This window comes from Isachenkonia alkalipeptolytica (genome assembly GCF_009910325.1).
Classification (GTDB): domain Bacteria; phylum Bacillota; class Clostridia; order Peptostreptococcales; family T1SED10-28; genus Isachenkonia; species Isachenkonia alkalipeptolytica.
The window spans coordinates 64836-88564 of record NZ_SUMG01000007.1; the positions used below are offsets into that span (position 1 = coordinate 64836).

General features: G+C 47.3%; 26 protein-coding genes and 1 riboswitch. Of the genes, 2 read left to right on the top strand and 24 right to left on the bottom strand.

From position 1 onward, the window contains the following. Positions 1-90: 90 nt before the first annotated feature. From ISALK_RS07365 to metK, 4 genes are all read right to left on the bottom strand, one after another. The gene (locus ISALK_RS07365; RefSeq protein ID WP_160720743.1) at positions 91-1107 is read right to left on the bottom strand and encodes an ABC transporter substrate-binding protein; all 1017 of its coding nucleotides are present in this window, start codon (positions 1105-1107) and stop codon (positions 91-93) included. Positions 1108-1347: 240 nt separating this feature from the next. Next, a complete protein-coding gene (locus ISALK_RS07370; protein ID WP_160720746.1) occupies positions 1348-2100 on the bottom strand; it encodes an ABC transporter permease in 753 nt (250 codons plus the stop codon). Next, the gene (locus tag ISALK_RS07375; RefSeq protein ID WP_160720748.1) at positions 2033-2920 is read right to left on the bottom strand and encodes an ABC transporter ATP-binding protein; all 888 of its coding nucleotides are present in this window, start codon (positions 2918-2920) and stop codon (positions 2033-2035) included. The genes ISALK_RS07370 and ISALK_RS07375 overlap by 68 nt, the downstream gene beginning before the upstream one ends. A 504-nt stretch (positions 2921-3424) precedes the next feature. Continuing rightward, positions 3425-4627, bottom strand: a complete 1203-nt coding sequence (gene metK / locus ISALK_RS07380) for a methionine adenosyltransferase (protein ID WP_160720751.1) — start codon at positions 4625-4627, stop codon at positions 3425-3427. 254 nt (positions 4628-4881) lie between these two features. Further along, positions 4882-4978, bottom strand: a riboswitch (SAM riboswitch). A 262-nt stretch (positions 4979-5240) separates the two neighbouring features. Here metK and ISALK_RS07385 point away from each other — a divergent pair. After that, positions 5241-5444: an aspartyl-phosphate phosphatase Spo0E family protein gene (locus ISALK_RS07385; RefSeq protein ID WP_160720754.1), complete on the top strand. Its 204-nt coding sequence runs from the start codon at positions 5241-5243 to the stop codon at positions 5442-5444. 203 nt (positions 5445-5647) lie between these two features. Here ISALK_RS07385 and ISALK_RS07390 read toward each other — a convergent pair whose 3' ends face one another. The 8 genes from ISALK_RS07390 to ISALK_RS07425 form a co-directional block, all read right to left on the bottom strand. After that, complete coding sequence (locus tag ISALK_RS07390) at positions 5648-6634, bottom strand: AEC family transporter (protein WP_160720757.1); 987 nt, start codon at positions 6632-6634, stop codon at positions 5648-5650. Positions 6635-6888: 254 nt separating this feature from the next. Continuing rightward, the gene (gene fabZ / locus ISALK_RS07395) at positions 6889-7317 is read right to left on the bottom strand and encodes a 3-hydroxyacyl-ACP dehydratase FabZ (RefSeq protein ID WP_160720761.1); all 429 of its coding nucleotides are present in this window, start codon (positions 7315-7317) and stop codon (positions 6889-6891) included. Positions 7318-7333: 16 nt separating this feature from the next. Beyond that, positions 7334-7732: a rod-binding protein gene (locus ISALK_RS15545; RefSeq protein WP_160720764.1), complete on the bottom strand. Its 399-nt coding sequence runs from the start codon at positions 7730-7732 to the stop codon at positions 7334-7336. Between the two features lie 39 nt (positions 7733-7771). Next, positions 7772-8569: a flagellar basal-body rod protein FlgG gene (gene flgG / locus ISALK_RS07405; RefSeq protein WP_160720766.1), complete on the bottom strand. Its 798-nt coding sequence runs from the start codon at positions 8567-8569 to the stop codon at positions 7772-7774. Between the two features lie 397 nt (positions 8570-8966). Beyond that, positions 8967-10052 carry a flagellar hook-basal body protein gene (locus ISALK_RS07410; protein ID WP_160720769.1) on the bottom strand — a complete coding sequence of 362 codons (1086 nt, stop codon included), beginning with the start codon at positions 10050-10052 and terminating at the stop codon, positions 8967-8969. 110 nt (positions 10053-10162) lie between these two features. Next, on the bottom strand, positions 10163-11191 hold the full coding sequence (locus ISALK_RS07415; protein WP_160720772.1) for a rod shape-determining protein: 1029 nt from the start codon (positions 11189-11191) through the stop codon (positions 10163-10165). 150 nt (positions 11192-11341) lie between these two features. After that, complete coding sequence (murA, locus tag ISALK_RS07420) at positions 11342-12607, bottom strand: UDP-N-acetylglucosamine 1-carboxyvinyltransferase (protein WP_160720774.1); 1266 nt, start codon at positions 12605-12607, stop codon at positions 11342-11344. Positions 12608-12986: 379 nt separating this feature from the next. Further along, positions 12987-13553 carry a DUF1694 domain-containing protein gene (locus ISALK_RS07425; RefSeq protein ID WP_160720776.1) on the bottom strand — a complete coding sequence of 189 codons (567 nt, stop codon included), beginning with the start codon at positions 13551-13553 and terminating at the stop codon, positions 12987-12989. 187 nt (positions 13554-13740) lie between these two features. Here ISALK_RS07425 and ISALK_RS07430 point away from each other — a divergent pair, with 187 nt between their 5' ends. Beyond that, complete coding sequence (locus ISALK_RS07430) at positions 13741-14169, top strand: NusG domain II-containing protein (RefSeq protein WP_236660314.1); 429 nt, start codon at positions 13741-13743, stop codon at positions 14167-14169. Between the two features lie 480 nt (positions 14170-14649). On the opposite strand, the gene atpC is transcribed toward ISALK_RS07430, so the two are convergent. The 12 genes from atpC to ISALK_RS07490 form a co-directional block, all read right to left on the bottom strand. Next, positions 14650-15063, bottom strand: coding sequence for an ATP synthase F1 subunit epsilon (gene atpC, locus ISALK_RS07435; protein WP_160720778.1), 414 nt, complete (start codon positions 15061-15063; stop codon positions 14650-14652). An 8-nt stretch (positions 15064-15071) separates the two neighbouring features. After that, positions 15072-16466 carry a F0F1 ATP synthase subunit beta gene (gene atpD, locus ISALK_RS07440; protein WP_160720780.1) on the bottom strand — a complete coding sequence of 465 codons (1395 nt, stop codon included), beginning with the start codon at positions 16464-16466 and terminating at the stop codon, positions 15072-15074. Between the two features lie 30 nt (positions 16467-16496). Further along, entirely contained in the window at positions 16497-17360 is an 864-nt protein-coding gene (atpG, locus tag ISALK_RS07445) for an ATP synthase F1 subunit gamma (protein ID WP_236660315.1), read from the bottom strand. 31 nt (positions 17361-17391) lie between these two features. After that, positions 17392-18903, bottom strand: a complete 1512-nt coding sequence (gene atpA, locus ISALK_RS07450) for a F0F1 ATP synthase subunit alpha (RefSeq protein WP_160720782.1) — start codon at positions 18901-18903, stop codon at positions 17392-17394. 18 nt (positions 18904-18921) lie between these two features. Beyond that, positions 18922-19464 (bottom strand): F0F1 ATP synthase subunit delta, encoded by a 543-nt coding sequence (locus ISALK_RS07455; protein ID WP_160720784.1) that lies wholly within the window; start codon positions 19462-19464, stop codon positions 18922-18924. Then, on the bottom strand, positions 19452-19955 hold the full coding sequence (gene atpF, locus ISALK_RS07460; RefSeq protein ID WP_160720786.1) for a F0F1 ATP synthase subunit B: 504 nt from the start codon (positions 19953-19955) through the stop codon (positions 19452-19454). Before atpF ends, ISALK_RS07455 begins: the two co-directional genes overlap by 13 nt. A 59-nt stretch (positions 19956-20014) precedes the next feature. Further along, positions 20015-20281, bottom strand: coding sequence for an ATP synthase F0 subunit C (gene atpE / locus ISALK_RS07465; RefSeq protein ID WP_160720788.1), 267 nt, complete (start codon positions 20279-20281; stop codon positions 20015-20017). Positions 20282-20568: 287 nt separating this feature from the next. After that, positions 20569-21114: an ATP synthase F0 subunit C gene (atpE, locus tag ISALK_RS07470; protein WP_236660316.1), complete on the bottom strand. Its 546-nt coding sequence runs from the start codon at positions 21112-21114 to the stop codon at positions 20569-20571. A 28-nt stretch (positions 21115-21142) separates the two neighbouring features. Then, positions 21143-21844, bottom strand: coding sequence for a F0F1 ATP synthase subunit A (gene atpB / locus ISALK_RS07475; RefSeq protein ID WP_160720790.1), 702 nt, complete (start codon positions 21842-21844; stop codon positions 21143-21145). A 24-nt stretch (positions 21845-21868) separates the two neighbouring features. After that, positions 21869-22282 (bottom strand): ATP synthase subunit I, encoded by a 414-nt coding sequence (locus tag ISALK_RS07480; protein ID WP_160720792.1) that lies wholly within the window; start codon positions 22280-22282, stop codon positions 21869-21871. Continuing rightward, the gene (locus tag ISALK_RS07485) at positions 22282-22548 is read right to left on the bottom strand and encodes an AtpZ/AtpI family protein (protein ID WP_160720794.1); all 267 of its coding nucleotides are present in this window, start codon (positions 22546-22548) and stop codon (positions 22282-22284) included. The genes ISALK_RS07480 and ISALK_RS07485 overlap by 1 nt, the downstream gene beginning before the upstream one ends. A gap of 625 nt (positions 22549-23173) precedes the next feature. Next, positions 23174-23644 carry a deoxycytidylate deaminase gene (locus tag ISALK_RS07490; RefSeq protein ID WP_160720796.1) on the bottom strand — a complete coding sequence of 157 codons (471 nt, stop codon included), beginning with the start codon at positions 23642-23644 and terminating at the stop codon, positions 23174-23176. Positions 23645-23729 lie beyond the last annotated feature (85 nt).

The window sequence follows — 23729 nt, forward strand, 5'->3', positions numbered from 1 at the left end:
ATACCCGGGAATTTTAGTATTAACGAGATTTACCGAGATTTTAATTCTGCCTTCGCTAAATGTCAGGGCTGTATGCTAACCGGTTACTGTTTACCGCTCCCAGAATATATCCTGAAGATCCCGGTCGCTGTCTACAAAGCCGAGATCCGTTAACAACTCCGCAAATTCCGTTACCACCTGCTGATCCAAATCCGGGGTGAAGACCACTCGGTTCAGTGAACTTTTCAGGGTATCAAATTCCAGCTCCTGATCCGTAATTCTTTTGATCTCTGATTGAAGGATTTCGATGCTTTCCTCTTCATTTTCATTCACAAAGGCTACACTCTCTTCATGGGCCTTTAGAAAGGCTTCTACAATATCAGGATTTTCTTCCACAAAGTCCCGTCGGGCGGCGATCACCGTTGCCGGCACTTCCCCTTCCCAGGGTACCTCGTCAAATTCCACAACGACTTCCCCTACTCCTTGGGCTTCCATCATGCTGGCCCAGGGTTCAGACACCAAAGCGCCGTCAATTTGCCCTTGCTCCATCATACCGATGTTTGTCGCCGGGCGTTGGGGAAGCCGTTTGACGGTTCCTCCGTTTTCCTCCACGGCCATTCCCTCTTCATCAAGCATTTTTCGAAGGAGTAAATCGTGGGTGCAACCGGTGGAGGCGGTGGCGATGGTAAGTCCCGCTAAATCTTCCGGCCCGTTATATTCCAGCCCTTCCCGAAGAACCAGCACATTTCCTGCATTCGTGGAGTTCCCAAGAATGACCACTTCTCCCCCCTGCAGGTACCGGTTCAGTACCGGTCCGGGGCCCACAAATCCAATATCAATTTGCCCCGTGGACAGGGAGTCCATAAATAAGGATCCGTTGGGAAAGGTCATTTCCTTTACGTTGTAATCTTCCAGTGCGTCTTGATAAATCCCTTCACTCATACCCACAATACCGCCGGCATGGGATAGATTGGGAAAGTATCCGATATTCACTTCTTCCTTCGAGGCGGCTCCGATCTCGCAACCGGCCAACACCCCTAGTAATAAAACTGCTATAATTCCGAGTAAAACTTTGTTTCTTACCGCTTTCTTTTTAAAGCTTGTGTTCTTGCCGTTTGCTTGAATCATGTTTTGCCTCCTTATCCTTTGGGATATATATTTTTTGTAGCATTGTTACCTTTATTAATGTGCTTCTTTCGCGTTTCAGTGTGCTTCTTTTGCGTTTTAGTGCGCCTCTTTTGCGTTTTAGTGCGCCTCTTTTGCGTTTTAGTGCGCCTCTTTCGGGGCTCATACTTATCCGGAGTGAAATCTGGTATTCATAGTGCCGGGGTAGATTTTTTCTAACGCATTGCTACGGATTCTGCTTTCCTATAGCAGTCCCCACTGCTGGTAAATTCGGTTCTCCAAGCGCTTAAAGACAAATCCGTCGGAGATCATTCCCGTTGCGGCGATGATAAACATGACCGCCATGACGGTACTCATATTACCCATGTCCCGGCCCCACATCAATACTTGCCCAAGACCTTGTCCCGTACCGATGATCTCCGCCGCCATCAGGGCTCTCCAGCAGAATGCCCAGGCGAGACGCATTCCCGTAATCATACTGGGAATGGCCGCCGGCAGGATCACTTTCGTAAAGATTTTCCCTCCCCCGAAGCCAAGGTTTCTTCCGCACTGAATCAGCACCGGGTCCACCCCTTTAATGCCGGCGGTGGTACTCATAATCATATTCCAAAGACCGCCGATCACGACCACAAAAATCATGGCCGCCTCTCCCATACTGAACCATAAAAGGGCTAAGGGGAGCCAAACGACACTGGGTACTGACTGCAGCGGTAGGATTACAACGCCCAGGGTTTCTTCCAGGGACTTAAACCGTCCCATCAATACCCCGATGATCGTTCCAAGAATCACTGCAATCACATATCCGATAAATAATCGTCGAAGGCTGTTCAGAAGCGCCGGCACATAGTTCCCTTCGCTAAAGCCTCGAATTAAAGTCTCTATCACCTGCACCGGTCCGGGAAACATAAAATCCGGCCAAATGCCGAGTCTAAATACCGTCTCCCATAGTATAATCAGGGCCGCTAAAAACGCCACTCGCTTCCACAGGGTAGCCATCGCCAAATTCCTCCTTCCTTCGTTTTTCAATTTCATCCTTTAGTGATTCCATGATGACTTTTTCCATCTCCACGAGATTGGGGTCCGTCACCTTTCTCGGATGAGCGTAGGGAATCGGGATATCTTTGATGATTTTCCCCGGCTGACTCCCCATAACCAGTACCCGGTCCGAAAGCTTGACCGCTTCCCGAATATTGTGGGTAACGAAGACGATGGTTTTTTTCGTATCCATCCAAATTCGCTGCAATTCTTCATGCAGGACCATTTTGGTCTGCTCATCCAATGCGGAGAAGGGCTCGTCCATTAACAGGACTTCCGGATCCATGGCAAGGCTTCTGGCAATGGATACCCGCTGTTTCATCCCTCCGGATAACTGGTGAGGAAATTTATCTCTGAATCGGTAAAGGTGGACTTTTTTCATCAGTTCCTCTACCCGCTCTTCTTTTTCTTCGTCGCTGAATTTATCTTTTTTTGATTTTTTACTCTTCCCATCCCCCAACCGATCTTGGGATTTTTTATCGGCTTTCACATTGGAAAGACCAAAGGCAATATTATCTTTCACATTGAGCCAGGGAAAAAGAGCTCCGCTTTGAAAGACCAGTATACGGTCCGTCCCGGGAGCTTTTACTTCCCGGTCCTTCATAAGGATCTTGCCGCCGCTCACGCTTTCCAGTCCCGCAATCATATGAATCAGGGTGGATTTTCCGCAACCGGAGGGACCGAGGATTGAGAGAAACTCCCCTTTATTTACGGTTATATTCAAGCCTTCCAGGACTTTTTCCTGTCCGAAACTTTTGTGCAGATTTTGAATCTCCAACATGTATATTCACCTCATTGAATGAATTCCTTGTTTAATCCCGACTAAATTTATAGGTTTAATTAATAAGTAAAACCATTGTAATGCACGAATCCCGATAAGTCAAGTATGAATTATATATTTTAATCCCGTGTTAATTACCCTGGTTTAGCAACAAAAAAAGGACAGCGGACGAAGAAAAAGGACAGCGGGACGGAGCAATTGTCTTCCCCCTATTTCTTCAGGGAAAACCCTTTCTCTGTCTCGCTGTCCTTGGCTCTTTTTATCTTTACCCATATTCACTATCTTCTATTTTACGATCACAGGTACTTTATACCGCGAGGATTTTGGGAAGACAACGTCTCTCTGCATCCTCTTCGGTGTTCTTTTGGAGGGGACAGTGAGTTCGTCTCCGTGTCCGCGGGCACTAGCGGACAATTACTCCGTCCCCGTGTCTTTCGCTGTTCTTTTTGCCGTTAGGCTATGATCCTAATTCCTTTCCGGAAGGGATTAGTAAGCGGCGGACAGTTACTCCGTCCCGCTGTCCTCTAAAGCCTTTTTCAGTATTTCCGCTTTGTCCGTACGTTCCCAGGGAAGGTCCAAATCGTCCCTTCCGAAGTGCCCGTAGGCTGCGGTTTGCTCATAGATTGGTTTTTTCAGGTCCAGGTTTTCGATGATGGCCCGGGGACGAAGATCAAAGTGCTCGGCGATCAGTTCTTCGATTCGGGATTCCGCAATCTTGCCGGTGCCGAAGGTCTCTACCATAATGGATACCGGGTTGGCTACACCAATGGCGTAGGCAATTTCGATTTCGCATTTATCCGCAAGGCCGGCGGCGACGATGTTTTTCGCCACGTAGCGGGCGGCGTAGCTTCCGGAACGGTCCACTTTGGTGGCGTCCTTCCCGGAGAAGGCACCGCCGCCGTGGCGGGAAAAGCCGCCGTAGGTGTCTACGATGATCTTCCGTCCTGTAAGGCCGGCATCTCCTAGAGGTCCGCCGATAACAAATCGCCCCGTGGGATTGATTAAAAACTTGGTGTTGTCATCTAAGAGTTCCACCGGCACCACTTTTCGTACAACATCCCGAATCAGGTCCTCGCGAATCTGCTTTAGGGGCACGTCTTCGTGATGCTGGGTGGAAACCACCACGGTATGAATTCTTTTGGGCTGATCGTCTTCATATTCCACCGTCACCTGGGTCTTTCCGTCGGGACGGAGGTAATTTAGCTTTCCGGTTTTACGAACCTCGGCTAAGCGTTTGGCCAGCTTATGGGATAGGGAAATCGGCAGGGGCATCAACTCTTCCGTTTCATTGGATGCGTATCCGAACATGATTCCCTGGTCTCCCGCCCCCATGGATTCATATAAATCTTCCTTGGTCAGGTTTTCCCGGTGCTCAAAAGCCTCGTTAACCCCCATGGCAATATCCGGGGATTGTTCGTCAATGGAGGTCAATACGGCGCAGGTTTCCGCATCAAATCCGTACTTCGCCCGGGTGTAGCCGATCCGTTCGATGGTTTTTCGAGCGATTTTCGGGATATCCACATAGCAGGTGGTGGTGATCTCCCCCATTAAAAGCACCAATCCCGTAGTCACCGCAACCTCGCAGGCCACCCGGGCCTCGGGGTCTTGCTTTAATATGGCGTCCAGTACCGCATCGGAAATTTGGTCACAAATTTTATCGGGATGCCCCTCCGTAACAGACTCCGATGTAAATAATCGTTTATACATAGTCTTCCTCCTCCTATGCCGTGCTTCTTAAGCGCAATCATTACTACCCTTTATACCGAAACACAGCCTTTTGAATTTTTATATGGATGCTTCAGATACCTTCCAGGGGATTATAGTTCTTTTCTCATATTTTTTTAACTTTTTTTCGACAATTTATACTACTTTTGTCTTATTCCCCAAGGAAATATTACCAAAATTCCCTGAGAAAAGTTTCCAAACATGAAAAAAGCCTCTTCTAAGAAGAGGGTCCACTCTCCTTATCTCCCAGAAATCATTCTGCAGGAATTAGCACCATACTTCTATGGTTGCCGGGTTTCAAAGGGCCTGTCCCTCCACCGCTCTGGATAAGGTAATCTTTTATGAAACTGTTTTACTATTATACCATAAACATTCCGTGGTTTCCAACTGATTTTGCATTTTTTCTAAGAATTGTTCTCATCCCGCCCCTGAAGTTTTGTCGAAAATTGTCAAATATTGAATGAACAGGAACCTTGACCGGAAAGTCTCCCTTGTGTATACTTAATACAAGAAATATTGTTATTAAATGGATAGGTATATTTATCAGGATGATTTCTATCCTTACAAGACGCAGCACCAAAAGGAGGCGCTTCCTTTGTTAAAGCATTTAGCAATTCCAACGAAAACCGGCATCGCAGAATTATCCACCAAGGATTTGAAGCTGGAAATCCGACGATTAAAAGTTGCCCTGCATCAATACTTAACCGAAAACGGAACAAAGGAAGAGGTTTATTTCCTTAGCTGCAGAATCGATGAATTGATTGTAGAGTATCAAAAAAGAACCCAACACTTAAATTAGTGCTTTTATTTGTCAACCTAACGCTCGGCGGTCCCGGGCGTTTTTTTATGCCCTTCTTTTCATCCTGCACCCAGCAACATACACGCCCTCAACCTAGCAGGATACAGGACCTCAGCCCAGTAGGATATAGACTCTCAGCCTAGCAGCATACAGGCCTTCAACCCAGTAGCATATAGACTCTCCATCCCGCAGGATACAGGACCTCAACCCAGTAACATATAGGCGATGATCGGAAGGGTCACCCCGGAACATAGAGTGGTAAAGAAAACCCCCTTTGCCGCAAAGTCCGCATCCCCTTCATACATTACCGCAAAAACCACGGCATTGGCCGCTGCGGGCATGGAGAATATCAGCACCGGCACCTTTAATAAAAAACCTTCCACCCCCAGCAGGGTTAAGAGACCGAATAAAAATGCAGGGATCAAAATCAGCCGCAGAAAGACCAATCCGTACAGGGCTTTTTCCCGGAATACACTGCCCAGGGCCACCCGGGAAAGATTGGCTCCGATGATTATCATGGCCAGGGGCGTGGTTGCCTCTCCCAGGATGTCCATGGATCGAAATAGGGGTCCGGGAATTTCTATGGACAGGAGGAACAGGGTAAAACCGGTGAAGGTCGCCACAATACCGGGGTTGATCAGGACTTTCAGCCGCCGGAGTTTTCCTTTAAAAGATTTCTCTTCCCCAGGGGAGGCGTCAAGGGGTCCCTTTCCGTCCTCGGAATCCCCGGAATTCTTTCGCGTCATCAGATAAACCCCCAGGCTCATCATTAAAAAGTTAAAGGGAATATTGAAAAGGGCGGTATAAAACACCCCTTCGTCTCCGAATATGGAGGCCATCACCGGATAGCCCATATAACCCACATTCCCAAAAATGATCAAAAATTGCAGGGCATTGGCCCTCGCCCCGGTAAAGCCACTGAATTTCACAATCCCATAGGAAAGGGCTATCATCAGGGCATACATACCGATGCCCACCAGAAACATGTAGGCGCTGTCCCACAAAACTTCCACGGAAAAGTCAAATTGCATGGATTTAATGATCATGGCGGGCAAGGTCACTTTAATCACAAAAACGCTTAAGGTTTTTACAAAGTGTTGATCCAAAAGCTTTAGACGGGATGCTCCCCAGCCCACGGCAATCAGAATAAAAAGCGATAGAATCTGATAGAAGGTTGTAAAAAAATCCATAATATCCCTCCCTTTCGGTTATATCATATCATATTTCTCCCCGGGATTCTTTCCAAAAAAAACTATAGACCCTTATAAAAAAGGCCTATAGAAGGAGGAGATAGGTCGTTCCTTATCAAAAAGTCTGTAGCTCGCTTGTTAAAAATTCCACTGTATATATTTTTACATATATAATCGTTATTTATAATTATAACATACTTTGAAAGCTTTTATCAGTTATAACAAGAAAAAATCTTTAAATTGACCGGATTTTTTTATCGATCCACCAGCGCAAAGGATAACTGACAGGAACAGGCTAATTCCCCCTCCACCATAGCTTTTCCTTCCGCTTTTCCGATGCCCCTTCGAAAGGAGGTGATCTCCACATGGAGCTCTAACACGTCTCCCGGAACCACTTGCCTTCGAAACTTACATTTATCAATGCCGGTAAATACTCCCAGCTTGTTTTGATCCCCTTCAATGGTGCAGGTAAGTCCCGCCACCTGGGCTAAGGCTTCCACCATGAGTACCCCGGGCATCAAGGGTTTTTCCGGAAAATGCCCTTGGAAAAATGGCTCATTGGCGGTCACGTTTTTAATGCCCACCGCTTTTTTCCCCGGCTCCAAATCCCGAATCTTATCCACCAGCAAAAAAGGATAGCGATGGGGCAGTACTTCTTTGATTTGTAAAATATCCAGTTCCATAAATTTTTCCTCCTTCTTACTCCTGATCTTTGTTGGCTTTTCTATCCCCTTCTAAGGGCGAGGTCTCCTGAACCGATGCCGCTGCATCATCATAGCCGTGTTGTTGACTCAATTGCTGATAAAGCTCCTTGGCAAGGCCGACACCCCCGTTTTGGGAGATGTCCTCCGCCATTTTTTCATCCTGCATTTCTTCGTAGATTCCCCGTCCGAAGCTTTTTTCCACCAGTCCTCCGTCGGGAACCGTGTTTCTCATATTCTTAAACATCATCGTTAAAAAGATGGCTTCAAAATCCTCCGTGGCCTTTTTCAGAGCCTCCTGCTCTCCCTGTTGGTCCTCGGCAGCCACATTTTGCAACCGCTTTTCAACGGATTTCGTCCCTTGATCCGGTATATAGGGTTGATAATTAATTTCCACTGCATCCCTCCGTTCCAAATCTTTCTTTACAGTTACTGCCTATCGTCGCATATTGTTGGCGATTCCCATCATCTCGTCGGAGGTCTGTACCGCCTTGGAGCTGGTTTCATAGGCCCGCTGGGCGGTGATCATCCGTGTCATTTCATCCACAGCCTGGACGTTGGAAGCCTCTAAAAAGCTTTGCCGAACCGAAAGTCCTTGAGGACCTTCCTGGACCGGGGCTTCTCCCCCCGAGGCCACTGTGGCGGCGTAGTTGTTTCCCCCTTGGGCCTCCAAGCCTTCAGGATTGATAAAGTCCACCAGTTTCAGGGTTGCCACGTCCACGGTAGCCCCGTTTTCATCCACACCCTGGATCAAGCCGTTTTCCTGAACGATGATTTCCCGGAGATCCCCGGGGATAAAGATCGGATCATCGTTTTCGTCCAGCACCGAATAACCGTTGGCGGTTACCAGTCGGTTCACATCCCCTTCGGCGCTGTACTTAAAGCTTCCGTCCCGGGTATATAACGGCTCTCCGTCCGGTGAGCCGATCCCGAAAAATCCCCGGCCGTCCAGGGCCAGATCAAAGGGATTTTCCGTTCGCTCCAAGGTTCCTTGGGTGAAAAAACGACTGACGGAGGAGGGGCGCACGCCGTGGCCCACTTCCAGTCCGTTGGGCTCCCCTTCCCCCGCTTCATTGACATTGGCGCCTCGCAGGTTGGCATAGAGCAAGTCCTTAAATTCCGCTTTTTGCCGTTTGTATCCCGTGGTGTTGATATTGGCCAGGTTGTTGGATATTACATCGATATTGGTTTGTTGGGATTTCATCCCCGTTGCTGCCGTCGATAGCGCTCTCATATTCCATCTCCTTCTCCTAATTTTTCTCGGTTTAGCTTTTCTATGTTTTTCTTTCTTTAGCTCTTTATCTAACGCAACTTTATCTAACGCGATTTTATCTAACGCGATTTTATCTAACGCATTTTATCTAGCGCGATTTTGTCTAACGCATTTTATCTAACGCGATTTTGTCTAACTCAATTTTATTAAACTTTTCTTTTGTCTAATCCATCTCATCAGCGGAACCTGCTATAGTAGAATGACCCACTGCAAGACTCTGTTTTCTGCGTACGCGGCGATCCTGCTTTCTGCGTACAAGACGACCCTGCTTTCTGTAAGCATAGCCACCTCGTTTACTGTAAGCACGGTGACCCCGCTTATTTTCCATCGGACAATATCATTTGCCGCACAATATCACCTACCGGGCAATATCGTTTACCGCCCGTTGCAGCAACTCGTCATAGGCGGATACCACCTTTTGATTGGACTCGAAATTCCTGAAGTTGGCAATCATCTCTGCCATCTCCCGCACCGTGTTTACGTTGGACCCCTCTAAATATCCCTGAAGGACCTTTCCTTCAAAGGCGGCAAGTTCAGGGTCCTCGGCTTCGTTCATGCGGTAATAATTGTCCTGAAACTTTTCGAGAAACTCCGGGTTTTCAATGTTCACCAAACTCAGCTGGTTTACCACGGCGTCCCCGATCATGACCTGACCCTCTTCGCCGATTAAAAATTCCTGGGCTCCCGGAGTGATAGGTCCTTCTTCCCCTTGGACCAGATGCCCCTCGGTGGTGACTAACTGCCCTTCATTGTTCAGGGTGAATCCTCCGTCCCGGGTATAAAGGGTTTCCCCCTCCTCAGTGGTGATCACGAAAAATCCTTCCCCGTCCAGGGCCATATGCATGGGGCTTTCCGTGTTTTCCAGTCCCCCTTGCAGGAAGTTGGTCTCTACTTTATCCAAACGAAGGCCGCTGTTGATGGTTCCGATCACATTGGGATTTCTCGGTTGGATCAGACTATCCTGAAGATCCCCGTTGACAAATAACTGTCCCTGTTCATCAATCTCCATGTTCTCCGGGGTCATGCCCTCAATTTGAATCCGCGCTCCGTTTTGATTTAATATGTAATTTCCATTGGCGGTGTTTAACTCCCCGTTCGGGCGGCGACTGAAGGTTCGAAGATGTCCTTCTTCGTCTACGGTAAACTGAACCGACCGGTTATAACTTCGGCCGAGCTCTCCTTCCACAGAGAAAAAATCCCCTTCCGTGGACAGGGTAACCACTCCGTTTTCCATTTCCACCTCCACGGTTTGATCCCGGCCCAGAGCCCGGTTGGGAAGTTCCCCGTTGATTTTATGAAGCAGTACCTCGGGAAAGGATTCGGAAATCATCGTGTCCCGTTTAAATCCTGTGGTGTTGACATTGGCCATATTGTTCGATGTTACGTCCATTTTCCGTTCGCTTACCTGCATGGATGAGGTTGCGGTATACAGTCCTCGAAACATAAAACGCCTCCTTAAAAAGACATAAGGGCACAGAGGGAAGGGCATATACATCCCTGTTACTCCTGTGCCCGGAATAATTCATTCCCTATATTTACTTATCGGCAAAAAACCTATCTTCTTTGAGCATGTTTTGAACTTTCCATACTGTCTTCCAATAAATGAATGGATTTTAGTGCCTGTCCCGTACCCTTGGCAACGGAGGAAATGGGCTCATCAGCTAAATGTACGGGGATTCCCGTGCGCTCGGCGATCAGTTTATCCAGTCCCCAAAGCATGGCGCCGCCTCCGGTCATCATAATTCCCTGGTTGGAAATATCCGCTGACAGTTCCGGTGGAGTTTTTTCCAGCACGGAGTGCACCGCATCCGCCATGTTTAGAATCGGCTCTTCTAAGGCAGAGAGCATTTCATTGGAGCTGACCTTTAGGGTAATGGGCAGACCGGTGACCAGGTTTCTTCCCCGGACATCCATGATCTTCTCCTTCGGCCGCTCATAGGCGCCCCCGATTTCGATTTTCATGGCCTCCGCCGTACGTTCACCGATCATAATGTTATGCTTTTTCCGCATATATCGGGTAATGGCGTCGTCCAACACGTCCCCGGCAACTTTAATAGAGGTGCTGGTTACAATTCCTCCCAGGGAGATCACAGCGATGTCTGTGGTTCCCCCGCCGATGTCCACGATCATATGTCCGTTGGGCTTGGCGATGTCCAGGCCGGCACCGATGGCTGCGGCAATGGGTTCTTCAATCAGGTAGGTCATGCGGCCGCCGGCTTCATTGGTGGCGTCAATTACCGCCCGTTTTTCCACCCCGGTTACCCCGCTGGGTACACAGACAATAATTCTCGGCTTAAAGAACCATCTTTTTCCGATGGTTTTTTGAATAAAATATTTTAACATTTTTTCCGTAATTTCATAATCAGAGATTACCCCGTCTTTTAGAGGACGGATGGCAACAATATTTCCCGGGGTTCTTCCCAGCATTCTTCTTGCCTCTTCCCCCACGGCCAACACTTTATTGGTGTACTTATCAATAGCCACAACGGAAGGTTCTTGTAGAACAATTCCCTTCCCTTTTACAAAAACCAAAACACTGGCGGTTCCTAAGTCAATCCCTATATCTGCTCCTAAACCAAACATCCGATATGTTCCTCCTCATAATATATATATTTCTCCCTGCTTTCATGCTCCCAGGTGTTTTTCTTCCTTACAATTCATTTCCTCAACTACTTATTATACACTTTTTTTCATGAAAAAGAAATAGAAGATCTTTGAAGTTTTAACCTTTTCTTAGGGTTTTGGTCGATAAGCCCGGTGGATATTGGCCCCTAAATCCGTGAATTTCTTTTCAATATCTACATACCCTCGATCAATGTGTTCGATATTTTCTATTTCCGTCGGCCCGTCGGCAATCAGTCCCGCTAAAATCAGTGCGGCTCCCGCCCGAAGATCCGAGGCTTTTACCTGGGCTCCCTGGAGGGGAATGCCCCCTTCAATTACGGCGCTGCGGCCCTCGATTTTAATCCTTGCCCCCATCCGTTTCAGTTCATTAACGTGCATAAAGCGATTTTCAAAAACCGTTTCCGTTACCATGGAGGTTCCCTTAATAGCGCACAGCAGGGCCATGAACTGGGACTGCATATCCGTTGGAAAACCGGGATAGGGCAGGGTTTTAATGTCCACAGGCTTTTTCTCTTTGTTTCCGATTACCCGGACCGTGGTACCGTTTTCGATTACTTCCGCATTGCTTTCCTTCAATTTTGCAATTACAGGACGAAGATGGTCCGTAATGATGTTTTCAATCACCACATCCCCTTCCGTAATAGCGGCGGCCACCATAAAGGTCCCCGCTTCAATGCGATCGGGAATAACCCGATGGGTAAGCTCTTTTAAGGTTTTTACCCCTTTGATTTTAATGGTATCCGTACCGGCTCCCCGAACGCTGCATCCCATTTTATTTAAAAAGTTCGCAAGGTCCGTAATCTCCGGTTCCTCCGCAGCGTTTTCGATGATGGTCTCTCCTTCAGCCAACACCGCGGCCATCATAATATTTTCCGTGGCACCCACACTGGGGAAATCCAGATAGATCTTGGCACCCTCCAGCTTTTCCGCCTTGGCCTCCACAAATCCGTGACCGATATGAATTTCCGCCCCTAAGGCTTTAAATCCTTTCAAATGGAGATCAATGGGTCGTGTTCCGATGGCGCAGCCTCCGGGCATGGAGATCCGGGCCTGACCGCAACGGGCCAGTAAGGGACCCATCACCAAAAAAGATGCCCGCATTTTTCGAACCAGGTCGTAGGGGGCTTCATGGCTGGTGATCTCCTTTGCGGTAATTCTCAGGGTACCTTCTTCCAGGGTTTCCACCGTGGCTCCTAAACTCTCCAGCACTTCCGAGATCACCCCTACGTCCTTTAACGGGGGTACGTCTTCGATCACCGAAGCCTGATCATTAAGTAATGATGCGGCTAAGATCGGCAACACCGCATTTTTTGCACCGCTTATTCTTACCTTCCCTTTTAAGGGAGCACTTTTCTCTACAATAATTTTCTCCAATATTCCGCCTCGCTTTCTACTCTTTGTGCTTTTCAGCTTACATTTTGTCTGTACTTCACAGTTTTCAATTTTCAATTTGCAATTTGCAATTTCACATACGCAAAATCGACACAAAGTTTCTCTGCGTCTTTTTTGGTGATTATTTTCAATAATTTATGTTGATCAAAGATTTACATTTGTAATGTCCTGTCCTTGAAATTACCAGAAATATACCTGTTACCATTTTATCAGTAAACCAAATTAATGCAAGTTTTTTTTTGCATGAAAACCGCAGTAAACTACGCAATTCCCGGAATTGAGGAAAATATGCCTAGATTATTTGCCGTTTTCGATTCCCGTCGTTTTCAGTGCTTATTCAGTTGCTTTCCTGCTGCTTTTCCTATTGCTTTTCCTGTTGCTTTTCATGTTCCTCTTCCGGCACTCCACAGGTTTTTCCCAGCAGCTTATCCATCAGTCCCAGCTTTTTAAAATCCCCCACCCGGTCGGGAGCCGCGTTTTCAAGTTCTTCGTAGCAGTCTTTGCACAGCTTTTTATGCTCCGCATGCTGAAATTTATCGGGGAGCAGTCTCAGTTTCACCCGGATGTTTTCCCGGTTCACCGCTTCCCGGCTGACCACCACAAGACCCATAGCCTCCTCCGCCTGGGTGTGAAAGGATTTATACTCCTTATTGTATTTCCGGGCAAGACCCATGTATTTTTTTGTCCAGGGGGAAGTCAGTTTATTGTGATTGACAATCAACCGGTGGGCCTTGGCATCTTGTAAAGCTTCCTCCGCCACGGCTACTCCTTCATCATAAAACACTTCTTCCGGAGACAGCGCCACAATCACCCGCTCCCGAAATTCTCCCAGATACACTTTTTTCTCTTCCCCTTTAATTATCGGCGGTCCGTAGATCCCCCGTTGCAGGGTTTGTTCCAGTTCAGATTTTTCATTTTTATCTTTCATGTTCTTCACCTCTATAATCTACGTATTGTTTTCTCTTTTTCGGTATCTAATTTAGTCTTGCTACTGATCACCGGCAGTCGATGACTTTCTTTCCTTGCCCTCATTTTCTACGAAATGCTTCTTGTTGTCAATTGCTTTTTTCTGCTGTATAATTGGAGGGATAGAGAAATCGTTTAGGAGGATTTTAATGAAAAAGCTGCTGAAAATGATGACCCGTTGGGATTTCATCTTAATTATATTGATCGTGGTTTTAAGTGCCGCCGCCACCTTTTCCATTCCCTGGTTGCTGGCGGGAGGCGACGGGGAGGCGGAAGTCGTGGTTACCCTTCGGGGAGAAGAGATTTACCGCTTTCCCTTAGTGGAGTCCGGCCACGAAGAAATCCCCTTTGATTTCGAAGTGGATGGACAACAGTACACCGGGGTCCTGGAGATGGAAGACGGTGCCGTGCGGCTGCAGCGCCTGCCCGAGGAGATTCTGCCCCTGGGGATTCACCGGGACATGGGCTGGATCAGCCGGGAGTATGAGGTGATTGTGGCCCTGCCCATTCAGATGACGGTGACCATTGAGACCACGGAACCGGAAGAGCATGAGGACTACGATATCATCGTACAATAGAACATATCGGCGGTCAGGGAACAGCGGCCCGTGGTTTTAGGGTCCAGCGACGATCAGGGTACAGTGACCCGTGGTGTTGGCGACACAGCGGCCCGTTATGTGAAGGTGTTCGCACACAGGGCTAGTGGTTTTAAAGGGCCCAGCGGCGATCAACGAACCCCGGTTCCCAGTGCCGACGGGGAAATGAGAAGGGATTGGAAAAAGCAAACGAAAAGGCAAAAGAAAAAGCATAAAAAAAAGCATAAGAAAAAGCGTAAGGAAAGAGGAACCCCCTCAAACCTTACGCTTTTTTATTACCTTGCGCTTTTTTATTACCTTGCGCTTTTTATTGCCTTACACTTTCTGTATGCTTGAAACTTTTTTATCTACGTTTTCACGCTATAATTTCCCCTCTTATTTTACAGGGGCTGTCGATATATAATCCTTTGAACAGGAAAAGCACCGCTTAATCTTCCTCGTTATCCTTCTTCCTGTTCTTATCTACTTTTTTCGCTTTGCCAACTCGATTCGATTGACTGCCTTTCCAAGGGAGACTTGGGCCCGGGTTTCATCCACTTCGTTTTTCTTTTGGGCCTCCAGTCGTTCCTTGGCCCGTTTTTTCGCCCGTTCCGCCCGGTCCAGGTCAATCTCTTCCGGCCACTCCGCCGCATCGGTGAGGAGAATGGCTTTGGAGTCGTCCACGGTTAAAATCCCCGGAGAGATGGTGGCTTCCTGCTCATTCTCATCTCCAAAGATCAGCTTGGCCCGCCCGATTTCCACCGGGGTCACCAAGGGGGTATGCTCATGAAGAACGGCAATATCTCCCGTGGTGGTTCGAACCACAAACTTCTCCACTTCGTCATCGAAAAAAATCCGGTTCGGCGTCACGATCTCTACCTGAAATTTCTTTGCCATACGATCACCTACGCTTCCTTGGCTTTTTCCACGGCTTCATCAATGGTTCCCACAAACAGGAAGGCGGATTCCGGTAATTCGTCATGCTTTCCTTCCAGAATTTCCTTAAATCCTCGGATGGTCTCCTTCAGGGATACATATTTACCGGGCATACCGGTAAACTGCTCCGCTACAAAGAAAGGCTGGGATAAGAACCGCTGAATCCGTCGGGCTCTGGATACCGTCACCTTATCCTCATCGGACAACTCATCCATTCCGAGAATGGCAATAATATCTTGCAGTTCTTTGTACCGCTGCAGGATTTCCTGTACCTGCCGGGCCACATCGTAGTGTTCCTGACCTACAATGGCCGGGTCCAGAATACGGGAGTTGGAGTCCAGCGGGTCCACCGCGGGATAAATTCCAAGCTCGGAAATTTGCCGGGACAGTACCGTGGTGGCGTCCAAGTGGGCAAAGGTTGTTGCCGGCGCCGGGTCCGTAAGGTCATCCGCCGGTACGTAAATCGCCTGAACCGAGGTAATGGAACCTTTTTTCGTGGAAGTGATCCGCTCTTGCAGCTCTCCCATCTCTGTGGCCAGGGTGGGCTGGTAACCTACGGCACTGGGCATACGTCCAAGGAGTGCCGACACTTCCATACCCGCTTGGGTAAATCGGAAGATATTATCAATAAACAGGAGTACATCCTGTCCTTCTTCGTCTCTAAAGTGCTCCGCCATGGTAAGTCCTGTAAGGCCTACCCGCATTCTTGCTCCCGGCGGCTCATTCATCTGACCGTACACCAGGGTGGTCTTGTCAATTACTCCGGATTCGATCATTTCGTAGTATAAGTCGTTTCCTTCCCGGGTACGCTCGCCTACCCCGGCAAAAACCGAAAGTCCACCATGCTCCGTGGCGATGTTGTTGATCAGCTCCATGATCAGAACGGTTTTTCCTACTCCCGCTCCTCCAAAGAGACCAACCTTACCACCCTTGGAATAGGGGGCGATTAAGTCTACTACTTTGATGCCCGTCTCAAAGATCTCCGTGGATGTGTCCTGATCTTCAAAGGCCGGGGCCTGTCGATGAATCGGAGAAGTTTTTTCCGTCTTCGCTTCCCCTTTTTCGTCTACGGTCTCTCCCAGTACATTAAAAATTCGTCCTAAGGTTCCGGTTCCAACGGGAACTCGAATAGGATTTCCTGTATTTTTTACTTCCATTCCCCGAACCAAACCTTCGGTTGCGGTCATGGCTACGGCTCTTACGGTGTCGTTCCCGATATGCTGGGCAACCTCCGCCGTAACAACCCGGTCCTTACCTTGGATAACCACTGCGCTCAGCAGTTCCGGCAGTTTGTCGCTTTGAAAGCGGATATCCACTACCGGTCCAATGACCTGGGTAAGAACCCCTTTGTTTTCTTCGGCCATACGATCCCTCCTCTTTTTCGTCTTTAGGTATTAATTTTGAGCTTCGGCGCCCCCTACGATCTCGGAGATCTCCTGGGTGATGCTCGCCTGTCTTGCCCGGTTATATTTCAGATTTAAATCATCGATCATTTCCTCCGCATTGTCCGTGGCGCTTTCCATGGCCACCCGTCTTGCCCCCTGCTCACTGGCCGAGGCTTCGATCAAGGCACCGTAGATCATACTCTCCACGTACTTCGGTATCAAATAGCTTAGCACCTCTTCCGGCGAGGGCTCATAGGTCATAACCTCATCCCGGTCCTCCTGGATCTCCTCGGGGATTTCCTTTTGGTCCAGGGGAAGCAGCTTAATCAGCTTCGGCTTATGGGTGATCGTAGAGACAAATTCCGTATATACCAGATTTACTTCATCGATCATTTCATTTTTATACAGTTCCATGGCAAGCTTTCCAATGCTTTTGGCATCGGAAAACATGGGTTTTTCCGAAATAGAGACGAACTCTCCATCTAGATCGTAGCCCCTCTTTCGAAAGAAGGTGACCCCTTTTTGCCCGATGGCGATTACGGATGCCTCCCGATCCTCCATATGATTCAAGGCTTTTTTGATGGCGTTGGTATTGTAACCGCCGCAAAGCCCCCGGTCTCCGGTAATGACGATGTATCCGGTCTTTTTCACTTCCCGTTGATCAATATAGGGATTTTGTAGTTCCTTGGTGTGGGGGAGAATGCCTTGGATGGCCTCTTCAATTTTTTCGAAGTAGGGTCGGTTTTCCTCCACCCGCTGTCTTGCCCGTCGAAGTTTTGCTGAAGATACCAACTCCATGGCCTTTGTAATCTGTTTGGTACTATCCACACTTTTTATTCTTCGCTTTATATCTTGCATTCCTGCTCCAGCCAAATCGATTCACCTCCTATTACAAAGACCGGGTTTATTCCTGGTTAAAATCCTTTTTAAACTCTTCAATGGCATCCTTCAGTTTGGCTTCCATTTCATTGGAAAGGGCGCCCTTTTCTCTAATTTCATTGCCCACTTCCGGATAAGTTTCCTTCATAAACTTCAGGTATCCCGCTTCGAATTCTTGAACTTTATTGATTTCAATATCCGTCAGATATTTTTTGGTTACGGCATAAATAATCAGCACTTGGTCTTCTACACTCATGGGCTGATATTGTCCTTGTTTTAGGACTTCCATGATTCGCTCTCCCTGAGAAAGTCGACTCTGGGTTTCCTGGTCCAGTTCGGAACCGAACTGAGCAAAGGCTGCAAGCTCCCGGTATTGGGCAAGCTCTAATCGAAGGGTACCCGCAACCTTCTTCATGCCTTTAATTTGAGCCGATCCCCCAACCCGTGATACGGAAATTCCGGGGTTTACCGCCGGTCGTACTCCCGAGTAGAAAAGCTCGGACTCAAGGAAAATCTGTCCGTCGGTAATGGAAATTACATTGGTGGGGATATAGGCCGATACGTCTCCCGCCTGGGTTTCAATAATCGGCAGGGCCGTTAGGGATCCGCCCCCTAAATCATCATTCAGTTTTGCTGCCCGTTCCAGCAGTCTACTGTGTAAGTAGAATACGTCTCCGGGATAGGCTTCCCGACCCGGTGGTCGTCTAAGCAGCAAAGACATGGCTCGGTAAGCCACCGCATGCTTGGATAAGTCATCATAAATGACCAGTACGTGCTTGCCGTTTTCCATAAACTCTTCACCCATGGCACAACCGGCGTAGGGGGCTAAGTATTGCAGCGGCGGCATTTCACTGGCGCTGGCGGAAACGATGGTGGTATACTCCATGGCACCGTTCTTTTCCAACACGTCTTGAATCTGGGCTACCGTGGATTTCTTCTGGCCGATGGCCACATATATACAGATTACATCCGTATCCTTCTGGTTGATAATGGTATCAATTCCGATGGCGGTTTTACCCGTCTGTCGGTCTCCGATGATGAGCTCCCGCTGTCCCCGTCCGATGGGAATCATGGAGTCAATGGATTTTAGTCCCGTTTGCAGTGGTTCTTCTACGGATTTTCTCGCAATAATTCCCGGGGCTACCCGTTCCACGTCCCGGTATTTATCGGTGTTAATAGGACCTTTCCCATCCAAGGGCTGTCCTAGGGAATTTACTACTCTTCCCAGCATGGCTTCTCCTACGGGAACTTCCACAATTCTTCCCGTACTTTTTACTGTGTCACCTTCTTTGATATGTTCGTCCGATCCTAAAAGCACACACCCAACGTTGTCTTCCTCTAAGTTTAGCGTCATGCCGAAAATTTCTCCCGGAAATTCCAGAAGCTCTCCCGCCATACACTTTTCCAAACCATGAATTCTAGCAATACCGTCTCCTACTTGGATGACGGTTCCTACATCCTTGGTTTCCAGTTGATCTTCATATCGTTGGATCTGTTCTTTTATGACTGAACTGATCTCTTCAGGTCTGAGACTCATGTTTCAATCACCCCTATCCTATATTATTACTTCTTTTAATCGGTCCTCGATCTCTGTCAGCCGTCTTTTCAGTGTTCCGTCAATGATCTTATCGCCCATTTGGATAAACACTCCACCGATAATCGATGGATCGACTTCATTGGCTAAGGATACCGTTTTTCCTGAAGTTTTCGTCAGTTTTTCCGTTAGTTCTGTGATTTGTTCCTTGGTCATGGAAACCGCCGTGGTTGCCACCGCTTGGATGGTGTTGTTGTTACGGGCCAGAAGTTTATGATACTCCTCGCTGATTTCCTTCAAGGCGCTGCTTCGGTTTTTATCCACTAATACATAGATAAAGTTTAAGGTCTCCTGGGTAAGGTGCTTTTCAAAGATGTTTTTCATGATCTCTTTTTTCTCCACCGGCTTGATCAGGGGAGATTTCAGGGCCTTAAACAGCTCTTCATGTTCCTCTAAGGCTTGGTTAACAAAGGAGAGTTCCTCTCCGGTTTTGTCTAAGGTTTTTCCTTCTAAGGCAACTTCAAACAATGCACTGGAATAACGCTTGGCAACTAATTCTTCCATTTAACATCCCCCACCTCGTTAATAAATTCTTGAATGTGGTTTTCATGGGATTTTTCGTCCAGTTCCTTTTCCAGTACCTTAGAAGCTGCAAGCATGGCGATGTTTGAGGTTTGATCCTTCAGTTCGTTGATCATCTTTTGTCGTTCCCGACTCATTTCCTTTTCCGCCCGATCCTTGATCTTTTCCGCTTCATCCCGGGCTTCCTTGATGATTTCCGATTTTCGGGATTCCCCGGACCGTGTGGCCTTTTGAATGATTTCGTTTCGCTCGTCCCGAATGTTTTGCATTTTGCTTTCGTATTGCTCCTTTAAGCGTCCCGCCTCTTCCCGGGTTTCTTCCGCTTCATCCAGGGCATTTTGTATCTTATTTTTCCGACCTTCCAGGTGATCCGTTACCGGCTTGAACAGGAAGTGCCGAAGAAGCAAAAATATGATTAAAAAGTTCACCAGATTAAAAAATAAACTTAAATTCAGTTCTACTAATCCCTGCATCTAAAATGCCTCCTTTCCACAAGAGTAGTTTGGGGGCGGGGCCCCCTTTTTGTCTACGATTAAAGCATTCCAAGTAATGGATTAACGAATAGTAGAACAAGGGCAATGATTAGACCATAGATTCCGGTTGTCTCCGCTACCGCGGCACCCAGTAACATGGTTCGTACGATATCTCCCTGTGCTTCCGGTTGTCGTCCAACACTTTCTGCCCCTTTACCGGCGGCATAACCCTGTCCGATTCCGGCTCCGATTCCTGCGATCATTGCAAGACCTGCTCCAATTGCTGATGCTGCCAATATTAACGCTTCACTAGTAATACCTTCCATGATTTCTTCCTCCTTTGATTTTATCGTTTTTTTTCTTGCCTTTCCTTGCTTGATGGTGCTTTTGCGTTGGTGCTTTTGCACCGCTGTTTTTGCAGTGCTGTTTTTGCACCGCTGTTTTTGCAGTGCTGTTTTTGCACCGCTGTTTTGCGTTAGTGCTTTGTTGCTGTTGCTTTTTTGCTTTATAAGCTTTTAATCGGCTTTTTCAGCCGTGAAACAGCATGTTTCTGATCCCCTGGGGCCTTTAGTTCTGTTGCCCTTGGGTCTTTGGGTCCTTGGGTCTTTGCCCCTTATACAAAGGGATTGATAAACATCAATACCAGGGCCACAATCAGGGCGTAAATCCCTGTGGTTTGTGCCACGGCCTGTCCAAGAAACATGGTCCGGACAATCGCAGGCTGAAGTTTCGGTCGTTTTCCTACGGCTTCCGTACCCTTAGATGCGGCGTATCCTTGGCCGATGCCTGCACCGATCCCGGCGATCATGGAAAGTCCTGCTCCGATGGCCGAGGCCGCCAGTACCAAACCGGTGCCTTCCACTCCGATTAACGGGTTCATAAATAATAATATCAATGCTACAACCAAAGCAAGTATTCCCGAGGTCTCCGCCACTGCTGATCCTAAAAGCATAACCAGGGTCGACTTTTTAGAGTTCTTCTGATTGTAACTCACAGCTTCGGCCCCTTTTCCTGCGGCCAGACCCTGACCGATTCCGGGACCAATTCCGGCGATCATGGCAAACCCTGCACCGATGGCGGAACCCGCCAGTATTAAGGCGTTTCGCTCAAAGGACATCAACCATTCTAAAAAATCAATAATGAAGTTACTGGATTCCAAATTTTCACCTCCTCAAAAGCTGTGAACCCTAATCCATAGCCATTCCTATAAATACCATCGTTAACATTACGAAAATAAAACTTTGCAGTACCCCGGCAAAAATATCAAAGTACGCATGAAGAAAAATCGGTACTCCTGCCTGGAAAATCGGAAAAGCATCTAAACCAATCATTCCACTCACTGCTGAAAGTCCTTGATAGGCCAGAGTCATAATAACCACCCCGCCGATGATGTTTCCGAATAAACGGAAGGATAAGGACACCGGGTTTGCGATTTCCCCAACAATATTCATCGGCAGCATCACGGGTATCGGTTCAGCAAAGCTTTTTAAGTACCCGCCGATCCCTTTTCGTTTCGAGCCGTAGTAATGGGTCATCACAAAGGTAAGAGCGGCCAGGGCAAAGGTCATGTTCAAATCCGCCGTCGGCGGTCGCACCCCCACCAGCCCGACAATATTGGCCACGGTTAAAAATAGAAACAGACTGCCCATATAAGGGGCGAAGGCCATCTTATCCTTTCCCATGGTTTGGGCAACGAGATCGTTGAGAGATTCCACAATCATTTCGATAACGTTTTGAGCACCCTTGGGTACATTGTCAAAATTGCGGACAAAGATGATGGAAAGCCCCACCAGTATCGCCCCGATGATCCATGTAATTACAATGGTTTCCGTAAAGGGTACTCCGCCGAATATCGGTATTTCAAACAAAATTCTTGATCCAAAATCCATGGTGTTCCTCCTTTCTTGAAGTAATTAATCTTTTTTTCTGATAAATACATTTCTTAAAAAAGCTTTATCTTCAAACAGCTGGGTCGCAAGGATTACCGGTTTAATCAGCAGCAATCCTATAATCGTCCCGAATGGATGCAAATGATCCGCTGTCAGGGAAGCATAAACCACAATTCCAATAATAATGTAGCGAAGAATGTAGCGGCTGACGGTAAATATTTGGGCCCTTCGCATAGACATGGTCACCGCTTTGTCCAGGGTAAGGTACAGCAGTCGCATGTTCAGCACCGCGATGACACTGCCGAAGATCAACCCTAGTATAAAGGGAAGCCGCTCTTCGATAAAAATACTGCCCAGGATAATGAACAGGATATTGCCGATAATCATTCCTTTGATAATTTTAATAAAGTCCTGCTTAATCTGTGCCCGGGGATCCATCAGTCATCACGTCCTTTTCGTTTCGGAAGATCCCTTGTGCCGATTTTGTAGAGATTTCGAAAAGCCGCCAGGGTTCCGATGACCACCATGATAAATAAAAACAGAGGACCGGTACCCAGACGTTCATCCAGCCATCTTCCGGCAAACAGGGTCAAGGCAATGGGGACGATCATGGCTACACCCAGGTATGTAAGCAGTGCTAAATTCTCGAAAATACTTTTCTTGTTTCCCATGGTCCACCCCGATTCAATAAATATACAATGCATCTAAAAAACATCCTCTCTATTATAACACAGAAACCCGGGTTTGTTTAAGGGATGTACGTTAAATAAATATCGAATTTATAATATTTAATTAATTTTTTTATTTAAACATTTTTTTATGTTCATTTTTACCGCGTTGTGTTCAACCTATTGACAGATGCTGGGTTGAAAAGTTTTTCTTTTTGGATTTGTTATTGTTAATTTATTAACCATTGTATATTCTTTAAGTTAACATTGCAACTTTTTTTACGAATTTCAATTTTTCTGTTATCTAAAGATGACAGCGGGACGGAGTTTTTGTCATCTTTTGTAGATGACAGCGGGACGGAGTTTTTGTCATCTTTTCGTGACGATACCGCCCCGGATGACAGCAGGACGGCAGGCTGCGTAAAAACGCTGATGTTATAATTATCAACAGCTATATATAGTTGAACATTAAATCATGGATTCAACATATAGTATGTAAAATTTGTAACAAAACAGTTTTTACGCAACCTGACGGAGTTTTTGTCATCTTTTCATGACGATACCGCCCCTACAGAAATACAAAAAAACCCGGGAATATCAGGACCTCCTTTCGGAAGGAACTCCCTTTATCCCGGGACTTAAGTTTTTCATAGTGGTACCGCTACTTCGCTGCCACACCTTTTTGCTCTAAATCTTCATAACGCTCCAAAACAATACCCGCTTCCGTGAACATATTATCCGACAAGCGATCGGGATAATCCCCTTTGAAAACCACTTTTTCAACCCCGGCATTGATAATCATTTTTGCACATACCACACAGGGTTTGTGGGTTACATATAAATGGGCCCCTTCGATTTTCACTCCATGCATTGCGGCCTGAATAATGGAATTTTGCTCCGCATGCAGTCCCCGACAGAGTTCATGACGCTCTCCCGAAGGCACATTCAAATCGTTTCTCATACAGCCGATTTCATTGCAGTGGCGAAGCCCCTTTGGGGAACCGTTATAGCCCGTGGCCAAAATCTTTTTGTTCAGGACTAAAAGTGCCCCCACCTGTCGTCGCATACAAGTGGACCTTCTTTTGACGGTTTCTGCGATATCCATATAATATTCATTCCAAGACGGTCTCATAATTTCACCTCTTATTTAAATTACCATAGTTTGCAGCGGGCTCCCGGAAGAAAGGTGACAGAGACTCCGCTCCGCTGTCATCCGT

What these genes read in the sequence shown, in the direction of transcription:
- atpB (WP_160720790.1), bottom strand. Translation starts at nt 21,844, where the DNA reads ATGGATTTTGGATCAAGAATTTTGTTTGAAATACCGATATTCGGCGGA.
- metK (WP_160720751.1), bottom strand. Translation starts at nt 4,627, where the DNA reads ATGTATAAACGATTATTTACATCGGAGTCTGTTACGGAGGGGCATCCC.
- ISALK_RS07415 (WP_160720772.1), bottom strand. Translation starts at nt 11,191, where the DNA reads ATGTTTGGTTTAGGAGCAGATATAGGGATTGACTTAGGAACCGCCAGT.
- ISALK_RS07425 (WP_160720776.1), bottom strand. Translation starts at nt 13,553, where the DNA reads ATGAAAGATAAAAATGAAAAATCTGAACTGGAACAAACCCTGCAACGG.
- ISALK_RS07390 (WP_160720757.1), bottom strand. Translation starts at nt 6,634, where the DNA reads ATGGATTTTTTTACAACCTTCTATCAGATTCTATCGCTTTTTATTCTG.
- ISALK_RS07375 (WP_160720748.1), bottom strand. Translation starts at nt 2,920, where the DNA reads ATGTTGGAGATTCAAAATCTGCACAAAAGTTTCGGACAGGAAAAAGTC.
- ISALK_RS07410 (WP_160720769.1), bottom strand. Translation starts at nt 10,052, where the DNA reads ATGTTTCGAGGACTGTATACCGCAACCTCATCCATGCAGGTAAGCGAA.
- ISALK_RS07455 (WP_160720784.1), bottom strand. Translation starts at nt 19,464, where the DNA reads ATGGAAGAATTAGTTGCCAAGCGTTATTCCAGTGCATTGTTTGAAGTT.
- flgG (WP_160720766.1), bottom strand. Translation starts at nt 8,569, where the DNA reads ATGAGAGCGCTATCGACGGCAGCAACGGGGATGAAATCCCAACAAACC.
- ISALK_RS07365 (WP_160720743.1), bottom strand. Translation starts at nt 1,107, where the DNA reads ATGATTCAAGCAAACGGCAAGAACACAAGCTTTAAAAAGAAAGCGGTA.
- atpC (WP_160720778.1), bottom strand. Translation starts at nt 15,063, where the DNA reads ATGGCAAAGAAATTTCAGGTAGAGATCGTGACGCCGAACCGGATTTTT.
- ISALK_RS07490 (WP_160720796.1), bottom strand. Translation starts at nt 23,644, where the DNA reads ATGAGACCGTCTTGGAATGAATATTATATGGATATCGCAGAAACCGTC.
- atpF (WP_160720786.1), bottom strand. Translation starts at nt 19,955, where the DNA reads ATGCAGGGATTAGTAGAACTGAATTTAAGTTTATTTTTTAATCTGGTG.
- ISALK_RS07370 (WP_160720746.1), bottom strand. Translation starts at nt 2,100, where the DNA reads ATGGCTACCCTGTGGAAGCGAGTGGCGTTTTTAGCGGCCCTGATTATA.
- atpA (WP_160720782.1), bottom strand. Translation starts at nt 18,903, where the DNA reads ATGAGTCTCAGACCTGAAGAGATCAGTTCAGTCATAAAAGAACAGATC.
- ISALK_RS07430 (WP_236660314.1), top strand. Translation starts at nt 13,741, where the DNA reads ATGAAAAAGCTGCTGAAAATGATGACCCGTTGGGATTTCATCTTAATT.
- ISALK_RS07485 (WP_160720794.1), bottom strand. Translation starts at nt 22,548, where the DNA reads ATGCATTGTATATTTATTGAATCGGGGTGGACCATGGGAAACAAGAAA.
- ISALK_RS07480 (WP_160720792.1), bottom strand. Translation starts at nt 22,282, where the DNA reads ATGGATCCCCGGGCACAGATTAAGCAGGACTTTATTAAAATTATCAAA.
- fabZ (WP_160720761.1), bottom strand. Translation starts at nt 7,317, where the DNA reads ATGGAACTGGATATTTTACAAATCAAAGAAGTACTGCCCCATCGCTAT.
- atpD (WP_160720780.1), bottom strand. Translation starts at nt 16,466, where the DNA reads ATGGCCGAAGAAAACAAAGGGGTTCTTACCCAGGTCATTGGACCGGTA.
- atpE (WP_160720788.1), bottom strand. Translation starts at nt 20,281, where the DNA reads ATGGAAGGTATTACTAGTGAAGCGTTAATATTGGCAGCATCAGCAATT.